This window comes from Cedecea lapagei (genome assembly GCF_900635955.1).
Lineage (GTDB): Bacteria > Pseudomonadota > Gammaproteobacteria > Enterobacterales > Enterobacteriaceae > Cedecea > Cedecea lapagei.
In genome coordinates, this window is the sequence record NZ_LR134201.1 from 3,471,737 (window position 1) to 3,493,601 (window position 21,865).

General features: G+C 52.6%; 25 protein-coding genes. 6 read left to right on the forward strand and 19 right to left on the reverse strand.

What is annotated here, in order from left to right; genetic code table 11:
- The 3 genes from ispA to EL098_RS16855 all read left to right on the forward strand — a co-directional run bounded on the left by ispA (nucleotide 1) and on the right by EL098_RS16855 (nucleotide 3,946).
- The gene (gene ispA, locus EL098_RS16845; RefSeq protein ID WP_126357266.1) at nucleotides 1-900 is read left to right on the forward strand and encodes a (2E,6E)-farnesyl diphosphate synthase; all 900 of its coding nucleotides are present in this window, start codon (nucleotides 1-3) and stop codon (nucleotides 898-900) included.
- A 29-nt stretch (nucleotides 901-929) separates the two neighbouring features.
- The gene (gene dxs, locus EL098_RS16850; protein ID WP_126357267.1) at nucleotides 930-2,792 is read left to right on the forward strand and encodes a 1-deoxy-D-xylulose-5-phosphate synthase; all 1,863 of its coding nucleotides are present in this window, start codon (nucleotides 930-932) and stop codon (nucleotides 2,790-2,792) included.
- 179 nt (nucleotides 2,793-2,971) lie between these two features.
- A complete protein-coding gene (locus tag EL098_RS16855; RefSeq protein ID WP_126357268.1) occupies nucleotides 2,972-3,946 on the forward strand; it encodes an aldo/keto reductase in 975 nt (324 codons plus the stop codon).
- Nucleotides 3,947-4,085: 139 nt separating this feature from the next.
- On the opposite strand, the gene thiL is transcribed toward EL098_RS16855, so the two are convergent.
- From thiL to nrdR, 5 genes are all read right to left on the reverse strand, one after another.
- Complete coding sequence (gene thiL / locus EL098_RS16860; protein WP_126357269.1) at nucleotides 4,086-5,057, reverse strand: thiamine-phosphate kinase; 972 nt, start codon at nucleotides 5,055-5,057, stop codon at nucleotides 4,086-4,088.
- 62 nt (nucleotides 5,058-5,119) lie between these two features.
- On the reverse strand, nucleotides 5,120-5,539 hold the full coding sequence (nusB, locus tag EL098_RS16865) for a transcription antitermination factor NusB (protein WP_126357270.1): 420 nt from the start codon (nucleotides 5,537-5,539) through the stop codon (nucleotides 5,120-5,122).
- A 19-nt stretch (nucleotides 5,540-5,558) separates the two neighbouring features.
- Nucleotides 5,559-6,029 (reverse strand): 6,7-dimethyl-8-ribityllumazine synthase, encoded by a 471-nt coding sequence (gene ribH / locus EL098_RS16870; protein WP_126357271.1) that lies wholly within the window; start codon nucleotides 6,027-6,029, stop codon nucleotides 5,559-5,561.
- A 76-nt stretch (nucleotides 6,030-6,105) separates the two neighbouring features.
- Nucleotides 6,106-7,224 (reverse strand): bifunctional diaminohydroxyphosphoribosylaminopyrimidine deaminase/5-amino-6-(5-phosphoribosylamino)uracil reductase RibD, encoded by a 1,119-nt coding sequence (ribD, locus tag EL098_RS16875; RefSeq protein WP_126357272.1) that lies wholly within the window; start codon nucleotides 7,222-7,224, stop codon nucleotides 6,106-6,108.
- Nucleotides 7,225-7,229: 5 nt separating this feature from the next.
- Entirely contained in the window at nucleotides 7,230-7,679 is a 450-nt protein-coding gene (gene nrdR / locus EL098_RS16880; RefSeq protein ID WP_016535162.1) for a transcriptional regulator NrdR, read from the reverse strand.
- Between nrdR and EL098_RS23690 the strand changes: the two genes are divergently transcribed.
- The 3 genes from EL098_RS23690 to EL098_RS16890 all read left to right on the forward strand — a co-directional run bounded on the left by EL098_RS23690 (nucleotide 7,674) and on the right by EL098_RS16890 (nucleotide 9,611).
- Nucleotides 7,674-7,802 carry a hypothetical protein gene (locus tag EL098_RS23690; RefSeq protein ID WP_269462187.1) on the forward strand — a complete coding sequence of 43 codons (129 nt, stop codon included), beginning with the start codon at nucleotides 7,674-7,676 and terminating at the stop codon, nucleotides 7,800-7,802. The genes nrdR and EL098_RS23690 overlap by 6 nt on opposite strands.
- 31 nt (nucleotides 7,803-7,833) lie before the next feature.
- Complete coding sequence (locus EL098_RS16885; protein ID WP_126357273.1) at nucleotides 7,834-8,394, forward strand: SadB/YajI family lipoprotein; 561 nt, start codon at nucleotides 7,834-7,836, stop codon at nucleotides 8,392-8,394.
- A 362-nt stretch (nucleotides 8,395-8,756) separates the two neighbouring features.
- Nucleotides 8,757-9,611, forward strand: coding sequence for a nucleoside-specific channel-forming protein Tsx (locus tag EL098_RS16890; RefSeq protein ID WP_045781540.1), 855 nt, complete (start codon nucleotides 8,757-8,759; stop codon nucleotides 9,609-9,611).
- A gap of 103 nt (nucleotides 9,612-9,714) precedes the next feature.
- On the opposite strand, the gene secF is transcribed toward EL098_RS16890, so the two are convergent.
- The 14 genes from secF to EL098_RS16960 all read right to left on the reverse strand — a co-directional run bounded on the left by secF (nucleotide 9,715) and on the right by EL098_RS16960 (nucleotide 21,864).
- Nucleotides 9,715-10,686 carry a protein translocase subunit SecF gene (gene secF, locus EL098_RS16895; RefSeq protein WP_008454542.1) on the reverse strand — a complete coding sequence of 324 codons (972 nt, stop codon included), beginning with the start codon at nucleotides 10,684-10,686 and terminating at the stop codon, nucleotides 9,715-9,717.
- Between the two features lie 10 nt (nucleotides 10,687-10,696).
- Complete coding sequence (gene secD, locus EL098_RS16900; RefSeq protein WP_126357274.1) at nucleotides 10,697-12,544, reverse strand: protein translocase subunit SecD; 1,848 nt, start codon at nucleotides 12,542-12,544, stop codon at nucleotides 10,697-10,699.
- Nucleotides 12,545-12,571: 27 nt separating this feature from the next.
- Nucleotides 12,572-12,904 (reverse strand): preprotein translocase subunit YajC, encoded by a 333-nt coding sequence (gene yajC, locus EL098_RS16905; RefSeq protein ID WP_008454538.1) that lies wholly within the window; start codon nucleotides 12,902-12,904, stop codon nucleotides 12,572-12,574.
- 21 nt (nucleotides 12,905-12,925) lie between these two features.
- Nucleotides 12,926-14,053: a tRNA guanosine(34) transglycosylase Tgt gene (gene tgt / locus EL098_RS16910; protein ID WP_126357275.1), complete on the reverse strand. Its 1,128-nt coding sequence runs from the start codon at nucleotides 14,051-14,053 to the stop codon at nucleotides 12,926-12,928.
- 417 nt (nucleotides 14,054-14,470) lie between these two features.
- A complete protein-coding gene (locus EL098_RS16915; RefSeq protein ID WP_164716887.1) occupies nucleotides 14,471-14,890 on the reverse strand; it encodes a hypothetical protein in 420 nt (139 codons plus the stop codon).
- A 1-nt stretch (nucleotide 14,891) separates the two neighbouring features.
- Nucleotides 14,892-15,629 (reverse strand): gp53-like domain-containing protein, encoded by a 738-nt coding sequence (locus EL098_RS16920; protein WP_126357277.1) that lies wholly within the window; start codon nucleotides 15,627-15,629, stop codon nucleotides 14,892-14,894.
- Nucleotides 15,630-15,693: 64 nt separating this feature from the next.
- Nucleotides 15,694-16,491, reverse strand: a complete 798-nt coding sequence (locus EL098_RS23570) for a hypothetical protein (protein ID WP_232012233.1) — start codon at nucleotides 16,489-16,491, stop codon at nucleotides 15,694-15,696.
- A gap of 176 nt (nucleotides 16,492-16,667) precedes the next feature.
- Entirely contained in the window at nucleotides 16,668-17,315 is a 648-nt protein-coding gene (locus tag EL098_RS16930) for a DUF2612 domain-containing protein (RefSeq protein ID WP_126357278.1), read from the reverse strand.
- Nucleotides 17,312-18,547 carry a baseplate J/gp47 family protein gene (locus tag EL098_RS16935; RefSeq protein WP_126357279.1) on the reverse strand — a complete coding sequence of 412 codons (1,236 nt, stop codon included), beginning with the start codon at nucleotides 18,545-18,547 and terminating at the stop codon, nucleotides 17,312-17,314. The genes EL098_RS16930 and EL098_RS16935 overlap by 4 nt, the downstream gene beginning before the upstream one ends.
- Nucleotides 18,548-18,555: 8 nt before the next feature.
- Nucleotides 18,556-18,915 carry a hypothetical protein gene (locus tag EL098_RS16940; RefSeq protein WP_126357280.1) on the reverse strand — a complete coding sequence of 120 codons (360 nt, stop codon included), beginning with the start codon at nucleotides 18,913-18,915 and terminating at the stop codon, nucleotides 18,556-18,558.
- Between the two features lie 271 nt (nucleotides 18,916-19,186).
- Nucleotides 19,187-19,903 (reverse strand): Gp138 family membrane-puncturing spike protein, encoded by a 717-nt coding sequence (locus tag EL098_RS16945; RefSeq protein WP_126357281.1) that lies wholly within the window; start codon nucleotides 19,901-19,903, stop codon nucleotides 19,187-19,189.
- Entirely contained in the window at nucleotides 19,878-20,756 is an 879-nt protein-coding gene (locus EL098_RS16950; protein ID WP_126357282.1) for a hypothetical protein, read from the reverse strand. The genes EL098_RS16945 and EL098_RS16950 overlap by 26 nt, the downstream gene beginning before the upstream one ends.
- Nucleotides 20,753-21,058 carry a phage baseplate plug family protein gene (locus EL098_RS16955; protein ID WP_126357283.1) on the reverse strand — a complete coding sequence of 102 codons (306 nt, stop codon included), beginning with the start codon at nucleotides 21,056-21,058 and terminating at the stop codon, nucleotides 20,753-20,755. The genes EL098_RS16950 and EL098_RS16955 overlap by 4 nt, the downstream gene beginning before the upstream one ends.
- On the reverse strand, nucleotides 21,058-21,864 hold the full coding sequence (locus tag EL098_RS16960; RefSeq protein WP_126357284.1) for a phage baseplate protein: 807 nt from the start codon (nucleotides 21,862-21,864) through the stop codon (nucleotides 21,058-21,060). Before EL098_RS16960 ends, EL098_RS16955 begins: the two co-directional genes overlap by 1 nt.
- Nucleotide 21,865: the final 1 nt, after the last annotated feature.

Here is a 21,865-nt window from a genome sequence, read left to right on the forward strand (position 1 = left end):
ATGGATTTTAATCAACAGCTTCAGGCGCATGTTGTGCGGGTCAACGACGCCATTTCACGCTTTCTCGCGCCGCTGCCGTTTCAGAACAGTCCACTGGTTGAAGCGATGCACTATGGCTCACTATTGGGCGGGAAGCGTCTGCGCCCCTTCCTGGTGTACGCCACGGGAGAGATGTTTGGCGTAGCGGATGAAGCGCTGGATGCGCCAGCGGCTGCCGTGGAGTGTATCCACGCCTATTCCCTGATCCACGATGATTTACCGGCGATGGACAATGACGATTTACGTCGCGGCCAGCCCACCTGCCACATTAAATTTGGTGAAGAGAACGCAATTCTTGCGGGCGATGCCCTGCAAACGCTGGCGTTTTCTATACTGAGTGATGCGCCGATGCCTGGCGTGGAGATAGCCGATCGCTTAGCCATGGTCTCAGAACTGGCCACCGCCAGCGGCGTGGCGGGCATGTGCGGCGGTCAGGCGCTCGATTTAGCGGCCGAAGGCAAACAAATTGACCTGGCAGCGCTGGAACGCATCCATCTGCATAAAACCGGCGCCCTGATTCGTGCGGCGGTTCGCCTGGGGGCCTTAAGCGCCGGAGAGCGAGGGCGCAAGGCCCTGCCGATTCTGGATCGCTACGCCGCAAGCATTGGCCTCGCCTTCCAGGTGCAGGATGATATTCTTGACGTGATTGGCGACACCGCCGTGATTGGCAAACGCCAGGGCGCCGATCAGCAGCTTGGCAAAAGTACCTATCCGGCGCTGCTGGGGCTTGAACAGGCTCAGGCAAAAGCGCAGGATCTCTATCAGGAAGCCTTGCAGGCTCTGGCCGAGCTTTCTGAGCTGTCGCTGGAGACGGCGGCGCTCGAAGCGCTGGCAAACTACATTATCCACCGTGATAAATAACGCATAACAACAATGAGTTTAGATTTCTGATGAGTTTTGATATCGCCAAATACCCGACCCTCGCTCTGGTGGATGCCAGCCCGGATCTGCGAGTGCTGCCAAAAGAGAGCTTACCCAAGCTTTGCGATGAGCTGCGCCGTTATCTGCTGGACAGCGTAAGCCGCTCCAGCGGGCACTTTGCCTCCGGCCTCGGCACGGTCGAACTGACCGTGGCGCTGCATTACGTCTACAACACGCCGTTCGATCAACTCATCTGGGACGTAGGCCACCAGGCCTATCCACACAAAATTCTGACCGGCCGCCGCGATAAAATTGGCACCATTCGCCAGAAAGGCGGCCTGCATCCGTTCCCCTGGCGGGCGGAGAGCGAGTACGACGTGCTGAGCGTGGGGCACTCCTCCACCTCGATTAGCGCCGGTATCGGGATTGCCGTTGCCGCAGAAAAAGAAGGCAAAGACCGTAAAACCGTCTGCGTGATAGGCGACGGCGCAATCACCGCCGGCATGGCCTTTGAGGCGATGAACCACGCGGGCGATATCCGTCCGGACATGCTGGTCGTGCTTAACGATAACGAAATGTCGATTTCCGAGAACGTAGGCGCGCTGAACAACCATCTGGCGCAGCTGCTTTCCGGAAAGCTTTATTCGACGCTGCGTGAAGGCGGCAAAAAGGTCTTCTCCGGCGTACCGCCGATCAAAGAGCTGCTGAAGCGCACCGAAGAGCATATTAAGGGCATGGTTGTACCGGGCACGCTGTTTGAAGAGCTCGGCTTTAACTACATCGGGCCCATCGACGGCCATGACGTGATTGGCCTGGTGAATACGCTGAAGAACATGCGCAGCCTGAAAGGGCCGCAGTTCCTGCATATCATGACCAAAAAAGGGCGTGGCTACGCGCCAGCGGAAAAAGATCCGATTAGCTTCCATGCAGTGCCGAAGTTTGATCCGCAGAGCGGGACGCTGCCCAAAAGCACCGGTGGCCTGCCGAGCTACTCGAAGATTTTCGGCAACTGGTTATGCGAAACCGCAGCCCACGATGACAAGCTTATGGCCATTACCCCGGCCATGCGTGAAGGCTCGGGGATGGTGGAGTTTTCGCGCCAGTATCCCGACCAATATTTTGACGTGGCGATCGCCGAGCAGCACGCGGTCACCTTCGCGGCAGGCCTGGCGATTGGCGGCTACAAGCCGGTGGTGGCTATCTACTCCACCTTCCTGCAGCGCGCTTACGACCAGGTGATCCACGATGTAGCGATTCAGAAGCTGCCGGTGATGTTCGCCATCGATCGCGCGGGCATTGTCGGTGCCGACGGCCAGACGCACCAGGGAGCATTTGATATCTCCTTCCTGCGCTGCATTCCGGACATGGTAATCATGACCCCGAGCGATGAAAATGAATGTCGACTGATGCTGCATACCGGCTACCACTACAGCGAAGGTCCAAGCGCCGTACGTTATCCGCGTGGGACAGGTACAGGTGCAGAGCTGGAACCGCTTTCTGAGCTGCCTTTAGGTAAAGGCGTGGTGAAGCGCGAAGGCGAAAAAATTGCGCTGCTGAATTTTGGTACTTTACTGCCCGAGGCCGCTGCGGCAGCCGAAGCGCTGAACGCCACGCTGGTCGATATGCGCTTTGTGAAGCCGCTTGATGAAGCCCTGATTCTTGAGCTTGCCGCAGGCCACGACTCTCTGGTCACCCTTGAGGAAAACGCCATTATGGGCGGCGCCGGCAGCGGCGTGAACGAAGTGCTGATGGCGCACCGCAAGCCGGTTCCCGTGCTTAACCTTGGCCTGCCTGATTTCTTCATTCCTCAGGGCACCCAGGAAGAAGCTCGCGCCGCAATCGGCCTTGATGCCGCCGGTATCGAAGCTAAGATTCGGAGCTGGGTAAGTTAACTTCATCCATACACTAAATAATTCAACCCACAGCACGACGGCAAGTGAACATATCCCGATGAGCTTACTCAGGTAAGTGATTCGGGTATGAGAGCGCCGCCAACACCGCTGTGGTTTGAAATATGACCTGTACGGCCTGCTAAGCTTAATAGATATTCCTACATAGCAGGAGCGACATCGTGCAATACACCCCGTTAGGCACCACCGACCTTAAGGTCTCCCGCCTTTGCCTCGGCTGTATGACCTTTGGCGAACCGGATCGCGGAAGCCACGCCTGGACGCTGCCCGAAGAGAGCAGCCGGGAAATCATCCGCCACGCGCTGGATAAAGGGATAAATTTCTTCGATACCTCGAATAATTATTCCGACGGCAGCAGCGAAGAGATCCTTGGCCGTGCGCTGCGTGATTTTGCCCGCCGCGAGGATGTAGTCGTTGCGACTAAGGTTTATAACAAAGTCGGCGATCTCCCCCAGGGACTCTCCCGTCCACAAATTCTGCGCGCCATCGACGACAGCCTGAAACGGCTCGGCACCGACTATGTCGATCTGCTGCAAATCCACCGCTGGGACTACAACACCCCCATTGAAGAGACGCTTGAGGCGCTTAACGACGTAGTTAAGGCCGGTAAAGCACGCTATATCGGCGCCTCTTCAATGCGCAGCGATCAGTTTGCTAAGGCCCTCGCTTTGCAGTCTGAGGAAGGCTGGGCGCGGTTTGTCACGATGCAGGATCACTACAATCTGATTTACCGTGAAGAAGAGCTGGAGATGCTGCCGCTGTGCTACAAAGAAAAAGTCGCGGTGATCCCCTGGAGCCCGCTGGCGCGAGGCAAGCTGACTCGTCCGTGGGGAGATACCACGGCGAGATCCGTCTCAGATGAAGTCGGAAAATCTCTGTATCAGACGAACAATGAAAACGACGCCCTTATTGCTGAACGGCTGGCAAACGTCGCGGCCGAAAAAGGCGCTTCACGTGCGCAGGTGGCTCTGGCATGGCTGCTCAGCAAGCCGGGTGTCGCGGCCCCTGTCGTCGGTCCATCAAGGCAGGAACAGCTGGATGATTTACTGGGCGCGGTGGATTTAACGCTGAAGTCGCAGGAGATTGCCGAGCTGGAGACGCTTTACCAGCCTCATCCTGTGGCGGGATATAAATAATTACCCTCTCCCCGACCCTCTCCCAAAGGGAGAGGGGGAAACCGTTGCCGCCTTTAAGTCCCTTTCTCTTTAAGACTGAGAAGAAACCTTATTGTTTTAATCACCCTCTCCCTTTTAGGGAGAGGGTCATGGCCATCCACTACGAGAAGTGGTCGTAGCCCTTCATCTCTAGCGTCACCGGTTTACCCTGACGGATAAACTGCAGCCCTTCCGAAGCAGAAACAATCTGCCCGATGCAGGTGTAGGGCACGCCCAGGTTACCGATAGCCACCTCCAGCGCCCCGCGATTGAGTTCCGGCACGGTGAAGCACAGCTCATAATCCTCACCGCCGGACATCGCCCACTTCAGCGCCTGCTCCGGATCCACGTGCTCACGCATCGCCTCGGAATAAGGCAGCAGATCGAGATCGATACGGGCTCCGCAGTCGCTGGCCTTAAGCAGGTGTCCAAGGTCGGAAATCAGGCCGTCAGAGAGATCGATAGCGCTGTTGGCCAGATCGCGCAGCGCCTGGCCGTGCAACACGCGCGGCGTCGGGCGTAAGTGCCGCTTGAGCAGATAATCCGCATGCTGCTTATTCTCTACCTGCAGGCGCTCCAGCAGGATAGCCAGACCGGCAGCGCTGTCGCCCGGCGTACCGGTGACGTAGATCCAGTCTCCGGCCTTCGCCCCGCTGCGCTTAAGCGCGCGCCCGGCCGGGATCATACCGTGGATGCCCAGCGTCAGAGAGAGCGGGCCTCGCGTTGTATCACCGCCAATCAGCTGCATATCGTAATAATCCAGCTGTTCGAACAGGCTGTCGCTGAACGCGGCAAGCCACTCCTCATCGACTTCAGGAAGCGTTATTGCCAGCGTAAGCCACGCCGGATCTGCGCCCATTGCCGCCAGATCGCTTAAATTTACCGCCAGTGCTTTATAGCCCAAATCGCGCGGATCGATATCCGGCAGGAAGTGATTGCCGCTGACCAGCGTATCGGTGCTAATAGCCAGCAGCTGTTTTTCAGGAACCGACAGCAACGCACAATCGTCGCCAATACCGGCTTCCACATCACGACGGGAACTTGTTACGCGATCGAAGTAACGGGCAATCAGGGAAAACTCACCGCATGCCATGCGTAATACCTCAAGAGTGTCAGTTGCAGAAAAAATGAGGCCGGGATGACCCGGCCAGGAGATTACTTCTTGTGGGGACGAATAGCTGGAGCGGCTTTGTCGAGAACGCCGTTAACGAACTTATGGCTGTCTTCGGCACCGAAGGTTTTAGCCAGTTCAATCGCTTCGTTGATGGCCACTTTGTACGGCACATCATCGCGTTTGGACAGTTCAAACAGCGCGATGCGCAGCACCGCTTTTTCCACCTGACCCAGCTCTTCAAGCAGGCGAGACAGATAAGGCTTCATCAGCCCATCCAGATACTCGCTGTTGGTAGCCACACCGCTCAGCAGCTCGCGGAAGTAGATAACGTCAACGTCTTTGACGTCCTGTTCCGCCAGGAACTGGTATTCGACATCAGCGATGTCGTTTTTAGACAACTGCCAGGAGTAAAGCGCCTGGACGGCACACTCACGGGCGCGGCGACGAGCAGCAGGTTTCACAGATTTCCCCTTACAAAAATCAGGCCTTAATGGCTTTCAATACATTAATCATTTCAAGCGCGGTCAGTGCAGCTTCTGCACCTTTGTTACCGGCTTTAGTGCCAGCGCGTTCGATGGCTTGTTCAATACTTTCAGTGGTCAGCACGCCGAAGGCAACGGGAATACCGCAGTCATGAGCAACGCTTAACAGACCGTTGCTGGCACCGCCGGCAACGTATTCGAAGTGCGCAGTGCCTCCGCGAATCACGGTACCCAGCGCGATCACAGCATCGTATTTACCGGTTTTCGCCAGTGCATTGGTAGCCAGCGGCAGCTCGTAAGCGCCCGGTACCCAAACTACGGTGATATTTTCGTCTTTCACCTGGCCAATACGTTTCAGGGCGTCGATAGCCCCTTCCAGCAGGCTGTCGTTGATGAAGTTGTTAAAACGCGCGATGGTGATGGCGACGCGAGCGTCAGGAGTAGCAACGGCAGCTTCAATAATGTTCATAATCTTCCTTTACGGGTTCTGTTTAGCCCCGCAGGGGGGCGGATTTTATCATAATCTTTTCGTGACTGCTTACGTTTTACTGGCGTCCATAAACGGGCGTCAGGTGCAGACACAAATCGGGACCGACCTGGCGGACTTCGCTAAAGCTGAACTCCGGCACATCAGCAAGTTTTTCAAGGCCTGGAAGCTCGCACAAACCGCGGGCATCATTGCCTAATAATTTTGGCGCGACGTAGACAATAAGCTCATCCACCAGGCCCGCCTGCAGCAGCGCACCAGCAAGCGTTGCCCCCGCCTCAACCCAGACAGAGTTCACCTGGCGTTTGCCCAGCTGCATCATCAGCACCACCAAATCAAGATGGCCGTTATGTTCAGGCACCAGCAGTTGCTCAACGCCTTCAGGCCAGATTTGATCATCGGCATGGCTGCGGGCAAGCCAGGTCTGACCCGGGTTGGCGATAATCTGATGCTGCGGCGTCACGCGGTTTTGACGATCAACCACAATGCGAATCGGCTGGCGTAAATCCTGTTGAGCATAGATGGCCTGGCTGGCGCCATCCAGTTCATCCCAGCGTACCGTTAATGACGGGTTATCCGCCAGCACGGTTGCGCTGCTTGAGAGGATAGCGGCACTTTGTGCGCGTTGACGCTGAACGTCACGACGCGCCTGAGGAGAGGTAATCCATTTGCTCTCTCCGCTCGCCATCGCGGTACGCCCATCCAGCGAGGCGCCGAGTTTAAGCTGGATATACGGAAAACCGGTGCGCATACGTTTGAGGAAACCGCGGTTCAGCGCTTCGGCCTCGTTCATCATTAAGCCGTGGCTGACTTCGATGCCCGCCTGCTGCAGGCGATAGAGACCACGCCCGGCAACCTGCGGATTGGGATCCTGCATGGCGGCGACAACACGAGATACGCCTGCGGCAATTAAGGCGTCGCAGCACGGCGGGGTACGCCCATGGTGGCTGCAGGGCTCGAGCGTCACATAGGCCGTTGCGCCCCGGGCCTGCTCACCCGCCATACGCAAAGCGTGTACTTCTGCATGAGGTTCACCGGCACGAAAATGGAATCCTTCTCCCACAATTTTGCCGTCTTTGACAATCACGCAGCCGACATTGGGGTTCGGCGCCGTGGTGAAACGCCCGCGCTTTGCCAGCTCAAGCGCACGAGCCATAAACTGTTCATCAAGGGACATCAATATTAATCCTGTAAACGGGCGATTTCTTCACCGAACTCTTTGATATCTTCAAAGCTACGGTAGACCGATGCGAAGCGAATATAGGCGACTTTATCCAGCTTTTTGAGCTGCTCCATCACCAGGTTACCAATAAGTTTACTCGGGACTTCACGTTCTCCGGTTGCTCGAAGGTGCGACTTAATATGGCTGATGGCCATTTCCACGTCGTCAGAGTTGACCGGGCGCTTTTCCAGCGCTTTCAGGATGCCGCTGCGCAGCTTGTCTTCGTTGAAAGGCTCGCGTACCTCATTACTCTTCACGACTCTTGGCATCACCAGCTCCGCAACCTCAAAAGTGGTGAAGCGTTCGTGACAAACAAGGCACTGGCGCCGACGGCGTACCGAGGAGCCTTCACCCACCAGGCGAGAGTCAATAACTTTGGTGTCCACGGCGAAACAGAATGGGCAATGCATAGCGTTTCCTGCTGGGATTATAAAGATGAACAACAGTTTACCGCGAAGTCGCGGGAGTACAAAGACGGCACCGGCCCAGGCGGCATTAAATATGACTTTTCAAGCGCGGAGAACTACGCTTAAATCAGCAACAGATAACAAGGAAAAACGAACCATGACAAAGACTTACTTAAGAATTATCCTGGTTTCAAGCCTGATGAGCCTGACCGCCTGCGCCCAGCAAACCGAAGTGCGCCAGATGCGCAGCCAGATTGGCTCGCTAAATCAGGAGATGACCAAACTCAGCCAGCAAACGGTAAAACTTACCCAGCAAAATGCTCTGAACGCGAAGTCCACCAGCGGCGTTTACCTGCTGCCCGGTTCAAACACCGCGGCTCGCCTGAATAGCCAGATTGGTAATCTGAAAATGTCGCTGACCAACGTTGCGGCAGAAGCCAACGGTACCCGCGCCACGCTGCTGATCAAAGGGGAATCTAACGATCCGCTACCGGCCTTCAGCGGAAAAGTTGAGTGGGGCCAGATCCAGGGCACAACGAACAATTTCCAGGAAGTTAACGTCCAGACCCAGCAAATAGACGCTCCGGCCAGCATTCTTGCCCCAAGCGATATCTCGATCCCTCTGCGTCTGTCCGGGATTACGCCAGAGCAGTTAGGGTTTGTGCGCGTACACGATATTCAGCCGGTTTCCGGCGCACAGCCAGACCCTGTGCAATAGCCCTCACCTCCCTCGTCTTGCGAGGGAGTTCGTCACACTCTTTCATACCGCCCGCACAATATGTGAAGCAAAGCGCCTGTTGCCACCCCGCCCATAACGTGACCAGCGTCACACTTATATGTAACAACCCGGCATACGTTTGCGTAATTTGACGAAGCAGGTACAATCACGCCGTTTTTAATGTGCGCAAACGTGAACGCAATCGATTACGCATATGAGAAGAATGTGAAATAGAACATATTTTTGTGAGCAGGGATTTCTATAATAGTCGCGCTGCAGAGGTCCTTTCCCTGAGACCGGCGGCCAGGGATGACATCTCACATCCGCATCGCACCAAAATTACGTAAACAGTGGCTAAAAATATGAAAAAAATTATTCTGGCAGCCGGCACCGTTCTGGCGCTTTCCAGCTCCTTCTCTGCCAGCGCAGAAGAAGCAAAAAACAGCGAATACCTCTCCGACTGGTGGCACCAAAGCGTTAACGTGGTCGGCAGCTACCACACCCGTTTCGGGCCGCAGCTGCGCAACGATACCTACCTGGAATACGAAGCGTTCGCCAAAAAAGATTGGTTCGATTTCTACGGCTACGTGGATGCGCCGGTCTTCTTCGGCGGTAACACTCAGGCAAAAGGCATCTGGAACCACGGCTCCCCACTGTTTATGGAAATCGAACCGCGCTTCTCCATCGACAAGCTGACCGGCACCGACCTGAGCTTTGGCCCGTTCAAAGAGTGGTACTTCGCGAACAACTACATTTACGACATGGGTCGTAACCAGGCCAACCGTCAGAGCACCTGGTATATGGGTCTGGGTACCGATATCGATACCGGCCTGCCGATGAGCCTGTCGATGAACGTATACGCCAAATACCAGTGGCAGAACTACGGTGCCTCTAACGAAAACGAGTGGGATGGCTACCGCTTCAAGGTGAAATACTTCGTGCCGATCACCTCCCTGTGGGGCGGCAAGCTGAGCTATATCGGTTTCACCAACGTTGACTGGGACTCTGACCTCGGCAACGAGCAGTACCGTACCAACAACTCCGTTGCTTCCAGCCACATTCTGTCGCTGAACTACGATCACCTGCACTACTCCTTCGTGGCTCGTTACTTCCATAACGGTGGCCAGTGGAAAGATGGCGATCAGCCGTTCTTCATGAACGAGCGCGTGAAGTCTACTGGCTTCGGCTACTACGTGGTTGTCGGTTACAACTTCTAACCGTCGCTGCATATAAAAAACCGGCCAACTGGCCGGTTTTTTTGTACCCAAAAAAAACCGCAGCACGAAGGCTGCGGTTTTATCAAACGGACATCTCACATCATTACGGCAGAATGGACGGCTGATCCGCCCCTTCTTTCTCTACCTTCTGCTGCAGCATGTGCTCGCGCTTCATGCCCAGCTTCAACGCCAGCGCAGAGGCGACGTAGATAGAGGAAACGGTACCGATGGTGACGCCGATAAGCATCGTCAGGGAGAAGCCCTTCAGCAGAGCCCCACCGAACAGATACAGCATCAGAATAACCACTAAGGTAGTACCGGAGGTGATCAAGGTCCTTTGCAGCGTCTGGGTCAGGGAGACGTTAAAGATCTCGTAAGGCGTCCCGCGGCGGATCTTGCGGAAGTTTTCACGAATACGGTCCGAAACCACGATGCTGTCGTTCAGCGAGTAGCCGATAACCGACATCAACGACGCGACGATGGTCAGGTCAATTTCGATATGGAACAGCGACAGCACGCCCATGGTGATCACCACGTCGTGCGCCAGCTTGATAACCACACCGGCAGCCAGACGCCACTCGAAGCGGAACCCTACGTACACCAGAATCGACAGCAGCGCGACAAGCAGGGCCATCGCACCATTTTGAGCCAGATCCGCACCCACGCTCGGGCCGACAAACTCAATACGTTTCACTGCCGCATTCTGGCTGGTCGCTTCGTTAATCACGCTCACAACCTTGCTGCCGAGCACCTGGCCGCCGGTTTCGCCTTTAGCAGGCGGCATGCGCACCATGATATCCCGGCTGCTGCCGAAGTTCTGCACCAGCGGCTCTTCAAAGCCAGCCTTCTGCAGCGCGGCGCGCATGGTGTCCAGCTCGGCTGGTTTTTCCAGCCCAATTTCGATAACCGTACCGCCGGTAAAGTCCAGGCCCCAGTTGAAACCTTTCACGCCGATAATCGCAACGGAAAGGATCAGCAGAATGCCGGAGATGCCGAAGGCCCAGTTATCCCAGCGCATAAAGTCATAGACTTTACGGCCGTGGTTCAATTGTTCAACAGTATATTCCTGTGCCACAACGCACTCCTCAGATAGACAGCTTGTTGATGCGTTTGCCGCCATACAACAGGTTCACGATGGCACGGGTGCCGACGATTGCGGTAAACATCGAGGTCGCAACGCCAATACCGGTGGTAATAGCAAACCCTTTGATCGCCCCGGTGCCTACGGCATACAGGATGATAACTTTGATAAGCGTGGTGATGTTGGCATCGAAAATGGAGCTGAACGCGCCCTTATAGCCCTCATCAATCGCCTGCTGTACCGAACGCCCGTTTCGCAGCTCTTCTTTGATACGTTCGTTGATCAGTACGTTGGCATCCACCGCTACCGCAAGGGTTAAGACGACACCCGCAATACCCGGCATGGTCAGCGTTGCCCCCGGCAGCAGGGACATAATCCCGACAATCAGCACCAGGTTAGCCAGCAGCGCAGAGGTCGCAATCAGGCCAAACTTCTTATAGAAGAACAGCATGAAGATGATGGAGACCACCAGACCCGCCAGACACGCTTCCAGGCCCTGCTTGATGTTTTCCAGACCCAGGGTTGGACCAATGGTACGCTCTTCAACAATCTGAATCGGCGCAATCAGCGCACCGGCACGCAGCAGCAGAGAGAGCTGGCGAGCTTCATTCGGGTTGCTGATCCCGGTGATACGGAAGCTGTTACCCAGGCGAGACTGAATGTTCGCCACGTTGATAACTTCTTCTTCTTTCATCAGAACGGAACGGCCATTCGCGTCTTTCTTACCGCTGTCCTTGTACTCCACAAAGAGCGTTGCCATCGGCTTACCGATGTTGTCTTTGGTGAAGTTAGACATGATGTTACCGCCAGCGCTGTCCAGGGAGATGTTGACCTGTGGCTGGTTGTATTCATCCATGCTGGACGTGGAGTCAGTGATGTGGTCACCGGTCAGAATCACTCGCTTGTACAGCACAACCGGCTGACCTTCACGAGTCGGTTTCACTTCGGAGTCGCCCGGTACACGGCCAGAGGCTGCAGCAGTTGCATCCACATTCGTGTTAACCAGACGGAATTCCAGCGTCGCGGTCGCACCAAGGATTTCTTTCGCGCGAGCGGTGTCCTGAATACCCGGCAGCTCAACCACGATGCGGTCAGCGCCCTGACGCTGTACCAGCGGTTCGGCTACGCCGAGCTGGTTAACACGGTTACGCAGGATATTAATGTTCTGCTGTACCGCGTATTCACGCGCTTCGCTCAGGCGAGCATCACTCATCACGGCACGCAGCGTGTTGCTGCCCTGGTTTGAGAACACCAGCTCACGATGACGAGAAGAGAGATAATCTCTGGCAGCATCGCGCGAGGCCGAGTCACGGAAGACGATGTCTACGCCGTAGTTGTCCGCTTTGCGCACGTTAGTGTAGGCGATGCCCTTGTCGCGCAGGTCGCTACGCAGACCGTCGATATTCTGTTCCTGGAGTTTGCCAAGCGCAGTGTCCATATCCACTTCCATCAGGAAGTGAACGCCGCCGCGCAGGTCAAGGCCGAGCTTCATCGGGTTCGCACCGATAGTCGACATCCAGCGAGGAGTAGCCGGAGCGAGGTTAAGCGCCACAACATAGTTGTCGCCCATCACGCTCATCAGCGCTTCACGAGCACGCAGCTGGGTATCAGTAGAGTCGAAGCGAGCGAGAATAGCGCCCTCTTCCAGCGCCACAGACTTAGCGGTAATTTTTTCTTGTTTTAAGGTGTTTTCGACCTGGATCAGCGTTTGTTCACTGGCGGCGGCACCGCGCACGCCAGTTAATTGAACGGCCGGATCCTCACCATACAGGTTGGGAAGCGCATACAGCAGACCAATCGCAAGCACGACGATCAGCATGATGTACTTCCACAAAGGATAACGGTTTAACACGTGTAGTTCCCTTAGGGAAAACGAAAATTACAGCGCCTTCATGGTGCCTTTCGGCAGAACGGCAGCTACGAAATCACGCTTAATGACCACTTCGGTGGTGTCGTTCAGCGCGATAGCAATGTAGCCAGTTTCAGCTACTTTAGTCACGCGGCCAACCAGACCACCGTTGGTCAGCACTTCATCCCCTTTAGAGATGGAGTCCATCAGTTTTTTATGCTCTTTGGTACGCTTTTGCTGCGGACGCAGGATCATAAAATAGAAAATCAGGCCGAAGACCACCAACATTGGAATCAAAGTCCATTGACTCTGTCCTGGAGCAGCACCCGCAGAAGCGACAGCATCAGAAATGAAAAAGCTCATTAAAATTCCCTCATTATTAAATTAATCAACGTTCAAAGGTGGAACCGGCTTACCTGTCCGCTCGTAAAAATCCGTCACGAAGTGCTCTAATTTACCCTCTTCAATGGCCTTGCGTAAACCAGCCATTAAACGCTGGTAATAGCGCAGGTTATGAATGGTATTGAGACGCGCGCCCAGTATTTCGTTGCAACGGTCAAGATGATGCAAGTAGGCACGTGAATAATTGCGACACGTATAGCAATCACACTCTGCATCCAGAGGTGCGGTGTCATCTTTATGCTTAGCATTGCGGATTTTCACCACGCCGTCAGTGACGAACAGGTGGCCGTTGCGCGCATTACGAGTTGGCATCACGCAGTCGAACATATCGACACCGCGGCGTACCCCTTCCACCAGGTCTTCCGGTTTACCTACGCCCATCAGGTAACGTGGTTTGTCGGCAGGGATTTGCGGGCAGACGTGCTCCAGAATACGGTGCATGTCTTCCTTAGGCTCTCCTACCGCCAGGCCGCCGACAGCGTAGCCATCAAAGCCAATCTCTACCAGACCTTTTACCGAGATATCTCGTAAATCTTCGTAAACGCTGCCCTGAATAATGCCGAATAGCGCATTTTTATTGCCAAGAGAATCAAAACGATCGCGGCTACGCTGCGCCCAACGCAGGGACATCTCCATGGAGCGCTTGGCGTAATCCCAGTCCGCCGGATATGGCGTACATTCGTCGAAGATCATCACGATATCAGATCCAAGATCGTACTGAATTTCCATGGATTTTTCAGGATCGAGGAAGATAGGATCGCCGTTGATCGGGTTGCGGAAATGCACGCCCGCTTCGGTGATCTTACGGATGTCGCCGAGGCTGAACACCTGGAAGCCGCCGGAATCCGTCAGGATAGGGCCTTTCCACTGCATAAAATCATGCAGGTCGCCGTGCAGCTTCATAATTTCCTGGCCTGGACGCAGCCATAAATGGAAGGTATTGCCGAGGATAATCTGCGCGCCCGTCGCCTCTACTTCTTCCGGCGTCATCCCTTTTACGGTGCCGTAAGTGCCCACCGGCATAAAAGCCGGAGTTTCAACGGTGCCACGCTCAAAGACCAGACGGCCGCGGCGCGCGCGGCCGTCTGTGGTATCTAATTCAAATTTCACATTTCCTCCAGCACCAGAGAAACAGTCTGGTAGCTTACAAAAGCCGTACAGTCTAAACCAACAGTCAAAGCCGTACCACAGGCCAGTCGCCAAAGTTACGCCTTGCTGATTTTTGTACCCCATCGTATCGGTGTGTCATTTTTGTGGCACATTCTTGTCACAGTCTCACAGAGCATTAGCGCAAGACGAATCGACACCATCCCTGGTTTTGAGTTGTTTTGCGCTAATTTTTTGCCCCATGCATGCCACATCAGGACTGAACAGGAATCACGAAGTCACACTCAGGGCAAACCCAGCACATGATCCCATGCCATAGCTTCTCTTCCATTACACTCCCACAGATAGGGCAGAACTTAACAACCGCAGCCTTATCTGACACCTCTTCCTTCACCTCTGTTTTTTTCTCTTTAGCCATTATTAAGCACCTTTAGAATATTTTGAAATTACTTCTGCCCGATCTGCATCGTATTTAGCTTTTCGGTCATTTATTTGTTGGATGACGGCATTCTTTTTTACATCCTCGTTAATTCCATCACTTACCGCAGCAGCAACCCAGGAATTATTAAGAGCACTAATATCTTCCTGATATTTTTTTGAAAGATTAGTTAGCTCAATTAACATCATTTCAGAATCAGGGATTGGAGCGACGTTAAGCCAAGAAGGATAATTATCATTTCCTGGCCCCCTTACCTTACCGGCAGGCGGTTTGCCTGAATATATTAAAAAGATATCGTCGCTTACCTCCACACCATCGGAAGGCCATATACCAGATTTTTCATAATCATCTTTCAGTCCAAATGGGAAAAATGAATTATTTTCAGGGCTATATATATACACATTATTCTCCGATGGCATAAACAAATACGGCTGTTGCAACCCTAACACCATTGACATTATGGGCTGTAACAAGAAAAGTCGAATTGCTAAATATTGCTGCTGATACAAAGTTAGGGTTGTTTACGTCAGATGCAGATGCGCAAACCATGTGTGGACCGGATGGGAAAACAACAGGGAAGCTTGCCTGAACTGCCGAAGATGGCGAGGTTGAAACCTGAGTCCACTGAAGAATCTTACCATTTGGCAACTTACACCATCCAGGCCCACTGGAAAATCCAGACATGTCAGGAATTTGTCCTGATGAAAATCCGACATCTCTTGTTGAAGAAGAGCCAAGGCCAAGGCTACCTCTTGCCGCTTCAGGTGTCGTTGCCCCGGTTCCACCCCTGCTGACCGTCAGAGGGGCTGTGTTACCGGATTTATCCTGGACACCCCACGCTCCACCATTGGCAATAAATAATTCAAGCAACCCATTGGGAGATGAAATTGAGTTAAATGCTCCCGGAGTGTTGCTTTCTACTGATGATACGGATTGGACTCCAAGCGCCTTACGGGCTCCAGCGGTGCTTGTTTCACCGGTTCCTCCCTTTGAGATTGGAAGAATATTCTCAGTGGCGACGCTTCCAATTCCTAGAGAGCTCCTTGCCGATGACGCATCAGTTGAACCAGTTCCACCCTTGTTTACGGGCATGATGTTTTCTGTTGCAGTAGATCCAAGGCCTAGGTTTGATCTCGCCACCTCTGGAGTGATTGCTCCTGTCCCGCCCCTGATGATAGCTAACGGAGAAGGCTGACCTGTCGATCTATTCTGAACCCCCCCACTGCCCCCCGTTGGCTATAAACATCTCCAGATTACCGTCAGGAGATGAAATGGCATTAAATGCTCCAGGGGTTTCATTGTTTTGTGAGAAAACAGATTGCACACCCAGGGCCACCCTTGCGTCATTGACATTTGACGCTCCAGTACCCCCCTTAGCAACAGGTACGATGTTTTCCGTGGCCACACTCCCAATACCCAACGAATTCCTTGCTGAGGCTGCATTAGTTGACCCTGTCCCCCCCTTGCTCACGGGTAAAGTATTCTCTACAGACACAGAACCCAAACCTAAGTTAGCCCTTGCTCCTTCAGCCGTCGTGGAATTGGTTCCGCCCCTTCCTACAGTTAAAGGCGCTGACTGTCCGGTGGTATTGTTTTGAGCACCCCATTGCCCATCATTAGTAACAAAGACATCAATCATTCCGTTAGGGGATGTCATGGAGCTAAAAAGGTTCGGAGACAAGCCAGGGATTGTGTTGAATCCGCTAATCCCAAGGTTAGCCTTTGCTGTATTTACTGCTCCATCAGCCTTAATGTCCCCAAATGGATTGCTCCTGTTCAAATACTGATTTGAAAAGTTAATCCACCCAGTACCTGCCAGGTCTGGATTTGATTGGTTTCCGTCAATAGCGTTAATGAAGATGGTGGATCCGTCATCAGAAATCAAAACCGAAGACTTTGGATATCCTCCTATAGCAGCAGCAAAAGAAGAATCAAAGGAGTTCAATGCGCCTGTGCTGGCCCACCTAGATAAGTTTGATAGTTCATAGAGAATCTGGTTCATGTCTTGCCCTTTTGGGGGCAATCCGCCAGCCGCTTTCAAAATCATGGTTACAGGGGGGAAACCCTGGTCGTAGGATGCTGTGTTATCTCCGGCTGGCGTTGTAGGGAGTAAGTTTTCCCTTGGTCCATTTATACCAAATGGGACCGGTTGTTTCTTCGGGGCGTCTGATCTTTTCATTATAAGTCTCTGTAGAATGTACCGTCATTAAATGGATGAGAGTCTTTTGTGAAACCAAAATATGGAGTCACGATTTGCCGGGTTATCGCCAGAACCCCGCTGGGTATTGGGAGAACATCAAAATTTTCCAATATTGCTTTTTCAAAGGGAGCAAGGAAGAACTCGCACACAATACCCATTGTCATATCGCCAAAATCTATTGAGTATGCCTTTCCACGCCCTTTAAATAGCATGACCAAGAATTTGTTTATCTCAGGAATGGTAGCGATACTGATATTAGAAAATGCCTTGCACAGAATTAATGTTCTGTATGCATCATCACCAAGCCTTACCGAGTTAGTTTCCTGAACTCCTGCATAAAATGGCTCATCATTGAACGGCGAGGGGTATGCGAATTTATCTCCAGAATTTGCCTCTGAAAAGCCAAAGCTATTGTTATCAATTTCAGAAGTAATATATCTTGATACGCCTACTATCTTTCCCCACACATCAAGTCCGTATGAACCATTAGTTGACACATCCCACACGTCATTTATGAAGGATTCAGTAAATTCATCTATGGATATTGCCTGGTCGAAAGTTGAGATTATGGAGAGTAATTTATTGCTTGAAGAATATTGAGTTAATATTGTCTCTTCCCATTTCACACGAGCACCACCTCAATGTCGTCAAGTTGAATAGTCGGAACCTGGTCTATGCCTACAGTCACTGATGGGTTGTATGTTGAACCATCCGTTGAAATCTCCAGGCTTGATATATTCAGATATTGAGGGGAAACAGAAATAACAGGAGCGTAGTAAACTCCTGAGTTAATTCTGGACCCTATCCTTGCTTTCACAATCCCACTGTATTCTCCGTTAAAAACGGTTTGCACCATACTCTTAACCTGAACGGTAACATCAGAGGGCAAGCCTTGGTTCTTTTCTATCTCAACCCTGAACCTGATGCGAACAGGAGATACACGCTGCCATTGCATGGTGTATTGAGGATAAGGAGCGCTATAGTTTTCCTTATCCTCAACAATAAATGTCGTATTTCCATTCAGGTTAGAGCCAGGGTTCTTTGTCTCGAAGATGGATTTGGCAATATCCTCATCGCTTCCACCGTATACTCCGATATAAATTGAATGCGCTGCGACAGGGAAATTTGTAACCCCCTGGTTAACCGTAGCAGAAGTCCTGTTTGACCAGACATATGCATCAAGAACGCCATTTACCGCCAGCAATCCGGCCAACGTTGCTCCGTCCATATTGCGGCCATTTCTTGCCACTGATTGCTGCCGACGCTTCTCAAAAGAAATCCTGTTTTCAACATCGACGCCCACCACGCCAGGGGATGCGTTGTTTACGCCTGACCAGCCGTTTACCGCGCGGAAGATTGTATTCAGCGCTCCTGAGGCGCACGGTATTGGCCCTGGGGTTTGGTTTTGAAATTGAATATCAACAGCCCCGCCGGCAGGAATGACCACCGACGACAGCGACGAGTACAGATACCCTTCAGCGTCCTGAGCAACACTTCCTTCCGGTATTCTCGTGCCAACGAGTCCAGTACAGGTTGCCGTAACAACGGTCCCCTGCGATGCAATGCGGTCCATGAAGTAAATACGGCCAATGGCGTCCTGCATCCTTCCAGAAGCGAAGTCGGGGTTAATCTGGCTAATAAGCCATGCCAATGCTGAGTTTTTTGCCGCGATAATGGCCGTGTCAGTCATGGCAATCTGGCCCTGAGGCGTCGTGAGACTTTTGCTCATGCCGCCCCCCATTGCGGTATCAAGGTCAGACATCCTGCCGTTTAGAATGTCCAGTTCATCGGGCAGCGCAACCCCGATATCCGACAGGGTTACATCTGGTACCGATGTGCTTACGGTTACGTCTGCCATTTTCGGCCTCAGAAGTTAATGGTGGATTGTTGATTGTTCGTGTCGGTCAGCGTCATGACGCCTGACGCGGCTCTGTCGCCGTTGCTGATAGTCACAGTGCAGAATGCGTCCTGGACATACGGGAGCTTTTTGGCCTCTGTCGCCATCTTTGTATTAATCAACTGCGAGCCCGGCCAGTGGCCTAAAATACGCTCGTAGTAAGGCAGCCCGAGAGTGGTGTCATACCATGCCTCGCCGAGGAAAGTTGAACAGGAGCATGCTGCATCCTGAGCAACCGCATATGGGTTTTGTGTGGAGGCTATGTTTCCGGCCGCATCAAGCGACAAGTCCCAGGAGTCCACATCCAGAAGGAATGATTTGGTTATCACTTTTACTCCGGAAATAAAAAACCCGCCGAAGCGGGTTGGTTTTGTTTTGGCGACATCCAGAAAGCAAAAATCCACCAGGTGGGCTAGTCTTATCGAACTTTAGTGGGCCAAAAGTGAATTACGTGCACGATGGCGGACGACACCCCAACCCATAAGGCCAGCAGCATAAGTGCATACCCGGGGCTAATATTCATCAGCATATCTACAGGTCGTGCCACAAAAGCAAAGGCAAAGGCGTATATAAAGAAATAAAGTAGAGAATTCCTCACATTTATACTCCATTAGGTCCTTGTGTATTTGAATTACCTGATTGTACACCGCCGTGCGTATGCGTTGAAAGCTTGATTCCTGATCCTGTGACTTCGCCCGCAGCCGTAACAGAGCCACCAAAACTGGCATTACCTCCATGACTCCCGGAACCCTGTGTTAACGCCCCGTTTAGCTCAATCACCGGGGCGTTAACTGACGCTTTCGCCTTCGCGTTTATAGCTACGTTATTCCCGTTAATATTCACATCCAGAGGAGATACGATATCAATCCCGCCATCGTGGAGCCTTGCGTATTGGGTTGGCGCTACGTTCAGTAATCCACCCATGTAAATGGCATCGCCATAATTGTGCTTTCTGGATGATGCTGGCAAGGCTGGTGAATGCGTCTTTTTAACGTTCCTGATATCTTCATCGCAGCAGGCAATCCAGCCTATATCCCCAACTACCGGATCCATTATAATCGCGCTGGAGCCTCGCTGTATGCGGAATACTGGTACATTATGGATAACGCCGCTTTCCACCAGATCGCCCGCGCCTGTTGTCCCGTGAACCATCGGCTGTACATCAACGAAGCTCATCTTGTTTCCCTCTCCAGGGTAGGAAGCTTTCACCATAGCAACAGTTATGAATGCTTTGCCTGACAGGAATTTATCCATCACGAAATGCTGGACGTTTGCATCCGTGTTTATATCGTCAGGTCTGACCTTGAGCCTTGGCATCTGGTGCTCCTTGAGTGAATAGCGAGAGGTTGCATTGCGTGTACCACGGGCCTCCCTCCTGCCAGGTGGACAGAATATGTGAGGACTCATTTATGCCGTAAACACCGGAGGCATTAGGCAGCTCAGTTTCCAGCTTCAGATTCCTTCCCCTAACTAGCATACTGCTAAACATAGTGGTTATCGTTACACCAAATCCATTGAAAATCGGATAGCCGATCAGCCCGTTTTGCGCAGAAACAAAAGGCATAACTTCATCTATCTGGCCGCCATACTTCCACACGTAAACAGCGCCGTTCCTGAAGTCCCATGTTAAATCGTGAGCCCTCATACAGGTCGTCATCTGCTGATAAAGGTTTCCGTGATAGAAGGGGTCAGTCTCTACTTCGGTAACATCACTGGTTATCACCGCGGCGAAGCCCATCTCCTTTGCCATCGCAGTGATTATGTCAGCGACCTTCACCTCTCCTTTCACCGTGAAGTCGGCAGAGGTTAACGACTGGTCGTAAAATGTTGATGTAGCCTGGATGATAAGAGGCGCTTCCGGCATCCTGCCAAGGTCGATATAGCACGAGCCAATGGAGCCCGTGAAAATCAGCTCATCGTTAGCCCACACCCTCATCATGTTCTGAAGGGTTTGTTCGTACTGAATCCCTTTAAAGCTAAGTAGTGCCATCTTATCCAGGCTCAGACCGTAAACTTCCGCATTCATCACTGTTCCGGTAGTTCCACCATACCCACCAACGTTTACGCTGGCTTTGATATTGTCGATGGTGAGTATGTTGTCACCATCCTGGTTGAACGCGCCCTTTTCCAGCTTGAACTCGAACTTTAGCTTTCTCTTTTGATAGGTCATGCCGCCATCTCTTGCTCAGTTGCGTAGAAAAGCTTGAACCGGCCACCGAGTCCATCATAGGAGGGGTCGAGATCGCCTACCGTGTCGGCAAAGAAAAGCTCACCTCTAAATCCCAGGTGTTTGTACCGAACCAGTTTGTTGCAGTTCAGGCACGGTATGCCCTGTGCTATCCAGAGGTTATCCAGGCCAATATCCATGAAGAGGCCGGCTGTCGTCTGAGTGATTTTTAATGTCGCGGACTGACCATCGAGATCAACGTTTACCTGCTGCCCCTTTATGGGCTTAAGAGTGACAACCAGCATCAGCTTATCCCCTTAACCAGCTCGTTTATTGAAGTTCCCAGCTTATCAATGGCGCTCGTGGCCGCCCCGTTAATCGCGCTTGTTGCTCCAGAGGTGGCGTTGCTTACTGCAGAACTCACAGATGTTGCCACCGCATCTGCGGCATTTGATAGAGAGGTCTTCAGCCCCGACAAAGCCCCTTTCACCTCGTCCAGAGTGGATTTCTGAGCGCTGGCTTTTCCTACTACGGTGCTAACCGTACCGGCACCGCGCGAGTGAGAATCATCTGCTGCCTGGTCTTTCGCTACCGTACTGGATGTTGTGACTTCTGCCACTTCCAGTACCGCCTGAAATATGGCCTCTACCGTCAAAAGGGTTACATCGCGATTAGACGTGCGGTAGTTGTAGCGGATGAGGTCGTAGCTTTCGTAAGTGGTATCCGGGGTCTCAATGTCATAGGTATCAGCGGAATCAACCATCGCATCCAGTTTCTCAAGCATGTCAGACCTGCTGGTTAACGAGAAATTTGTCAGGTTTGGAATGCTACCGCTGTAGCCTGTCCACCCCTGCAGGACAAACATCACCCTAATGATTGGTGGTCTTTTTACCTTATTGAAAGAGGTATAAGACCCTTTTTCTACCGGTGATGAGACCACGGAAGCATCAGCTCCGTACTCGATGCCCAGAAACGAATCTGGAGAAAGCGCCTTAGCACCCGACTTGAGATAAATCCCGTACCCAGGAGAAAGGACACTGTTGACGATGGAGAAGATATTCCGGCTTCGTATGGCGCTGAGTAGCGTTGTTTCATTCAGCGAGAAAGCCATA

Coding starts and splice junctions, on each gene's coding strand:
- ispA (WP_126357266.1), top strand. CDS start 1: ATGGATTTTAATCAACAGCTTCAGGCGCATGTTGTGCGGGTCAACGAC.
- dxs (WP_126357267.1), top strand. CDS start 930: ATGAGTTTTGATATCGCCAAATACCCGACCCTCGCTCTGGTGGATGCC.
- thiL (WP_126357269.1), bottom strand. CDS start 5,057: ATGGCATGCGGTGAGTTTTCCCTGATTGCCCGTTACTTCGATCGCGTA.
- ribH (WP_126357271.1), bottom strand. CDS start 6,029: ATGAACATTATTGAAGCTGCCGTTGCTACTCCTGACGCTCGCGTCGCC.
- ribD (WP_126357272.1), bottom strand. CDS start 7,224: ATGTCCCTTGATGAACAGTTTATGGCTCGTGCGCTTGAGCTGGCAAAG.
- EL098_RS23690 (WP_269462187.1), top strand. CDS start 7,674: ATGCATAGCGTTTCCTGCTGGGATTATAAAGATGAACAACAGTTTACC.
- nrdR (WP_016535162.1), bottom strand. CDS start 7,679: ATGCATTGCCCATTCTGTTTCGCCGTGGACACCAAAGTTATTGACTCT.
- EL098_RS16885 (WP_126357273.1), top strand. CDS start 7,834: ATGACAAAGACTTACTTAAGAATTATCCTGGTTTCAAGCCTGATGAGC.
- EL098_RS16890 (WP_045781540.1), top strand. CDS start 8,757: ATGAAAAAAATTATTCTGGCAGCCGGCACCGTTCTGGCGCTTTCCAGC.
- yajC (WP_008454538.1), bottom strand. CDS start 12,904: ATGAGCTTTTTCATTTCTGATGCTGTCGCTTCTGCGGGTGCTGCTCCA.
- EL098_RS23570 (WP_232012233.1), bottom strand. CDS start 16,491: ATGAACCAGATTCTCTATGAACTATCAAACTTATCTAGGTGGGCCAGC.
- EL098_RS16935 (WP_126357279.1), bottom strand. CDS start 18,547: ATGGCAGACGTAACCGTAAGCACATCGGTACCAGATGTAACCCTGTCG.
- EL098_RS16945 (WP_126357281.1), bottom strand. CDS start 19,903: ATGCCAAGGCTCAAGGTCAGACCTGACGATATAAACACGGATGCAAAC.
- EL098_RS16950 (WP_126357282.1), bottom strand. CDS start 20,756: ATGACCTATCAAAAGAGAAAGCTAAAGTTCGAGTTCAAGCTGGAAAAG.
- EL098_RS16955 (WP_126357283.1), bottom strand. CDS start 21,058: ATGCTGGTTGTCACTCTTAAGCCCATAAAGGGGCAGCAGGTAAACGTT.
- EL098_RS16960 (WP_126357284.1), bottom strand. CDS start 21,864: ATGGCTTTCTCGCTGAATGAAACAACGCTACTCAGCGCCATACGAAGC.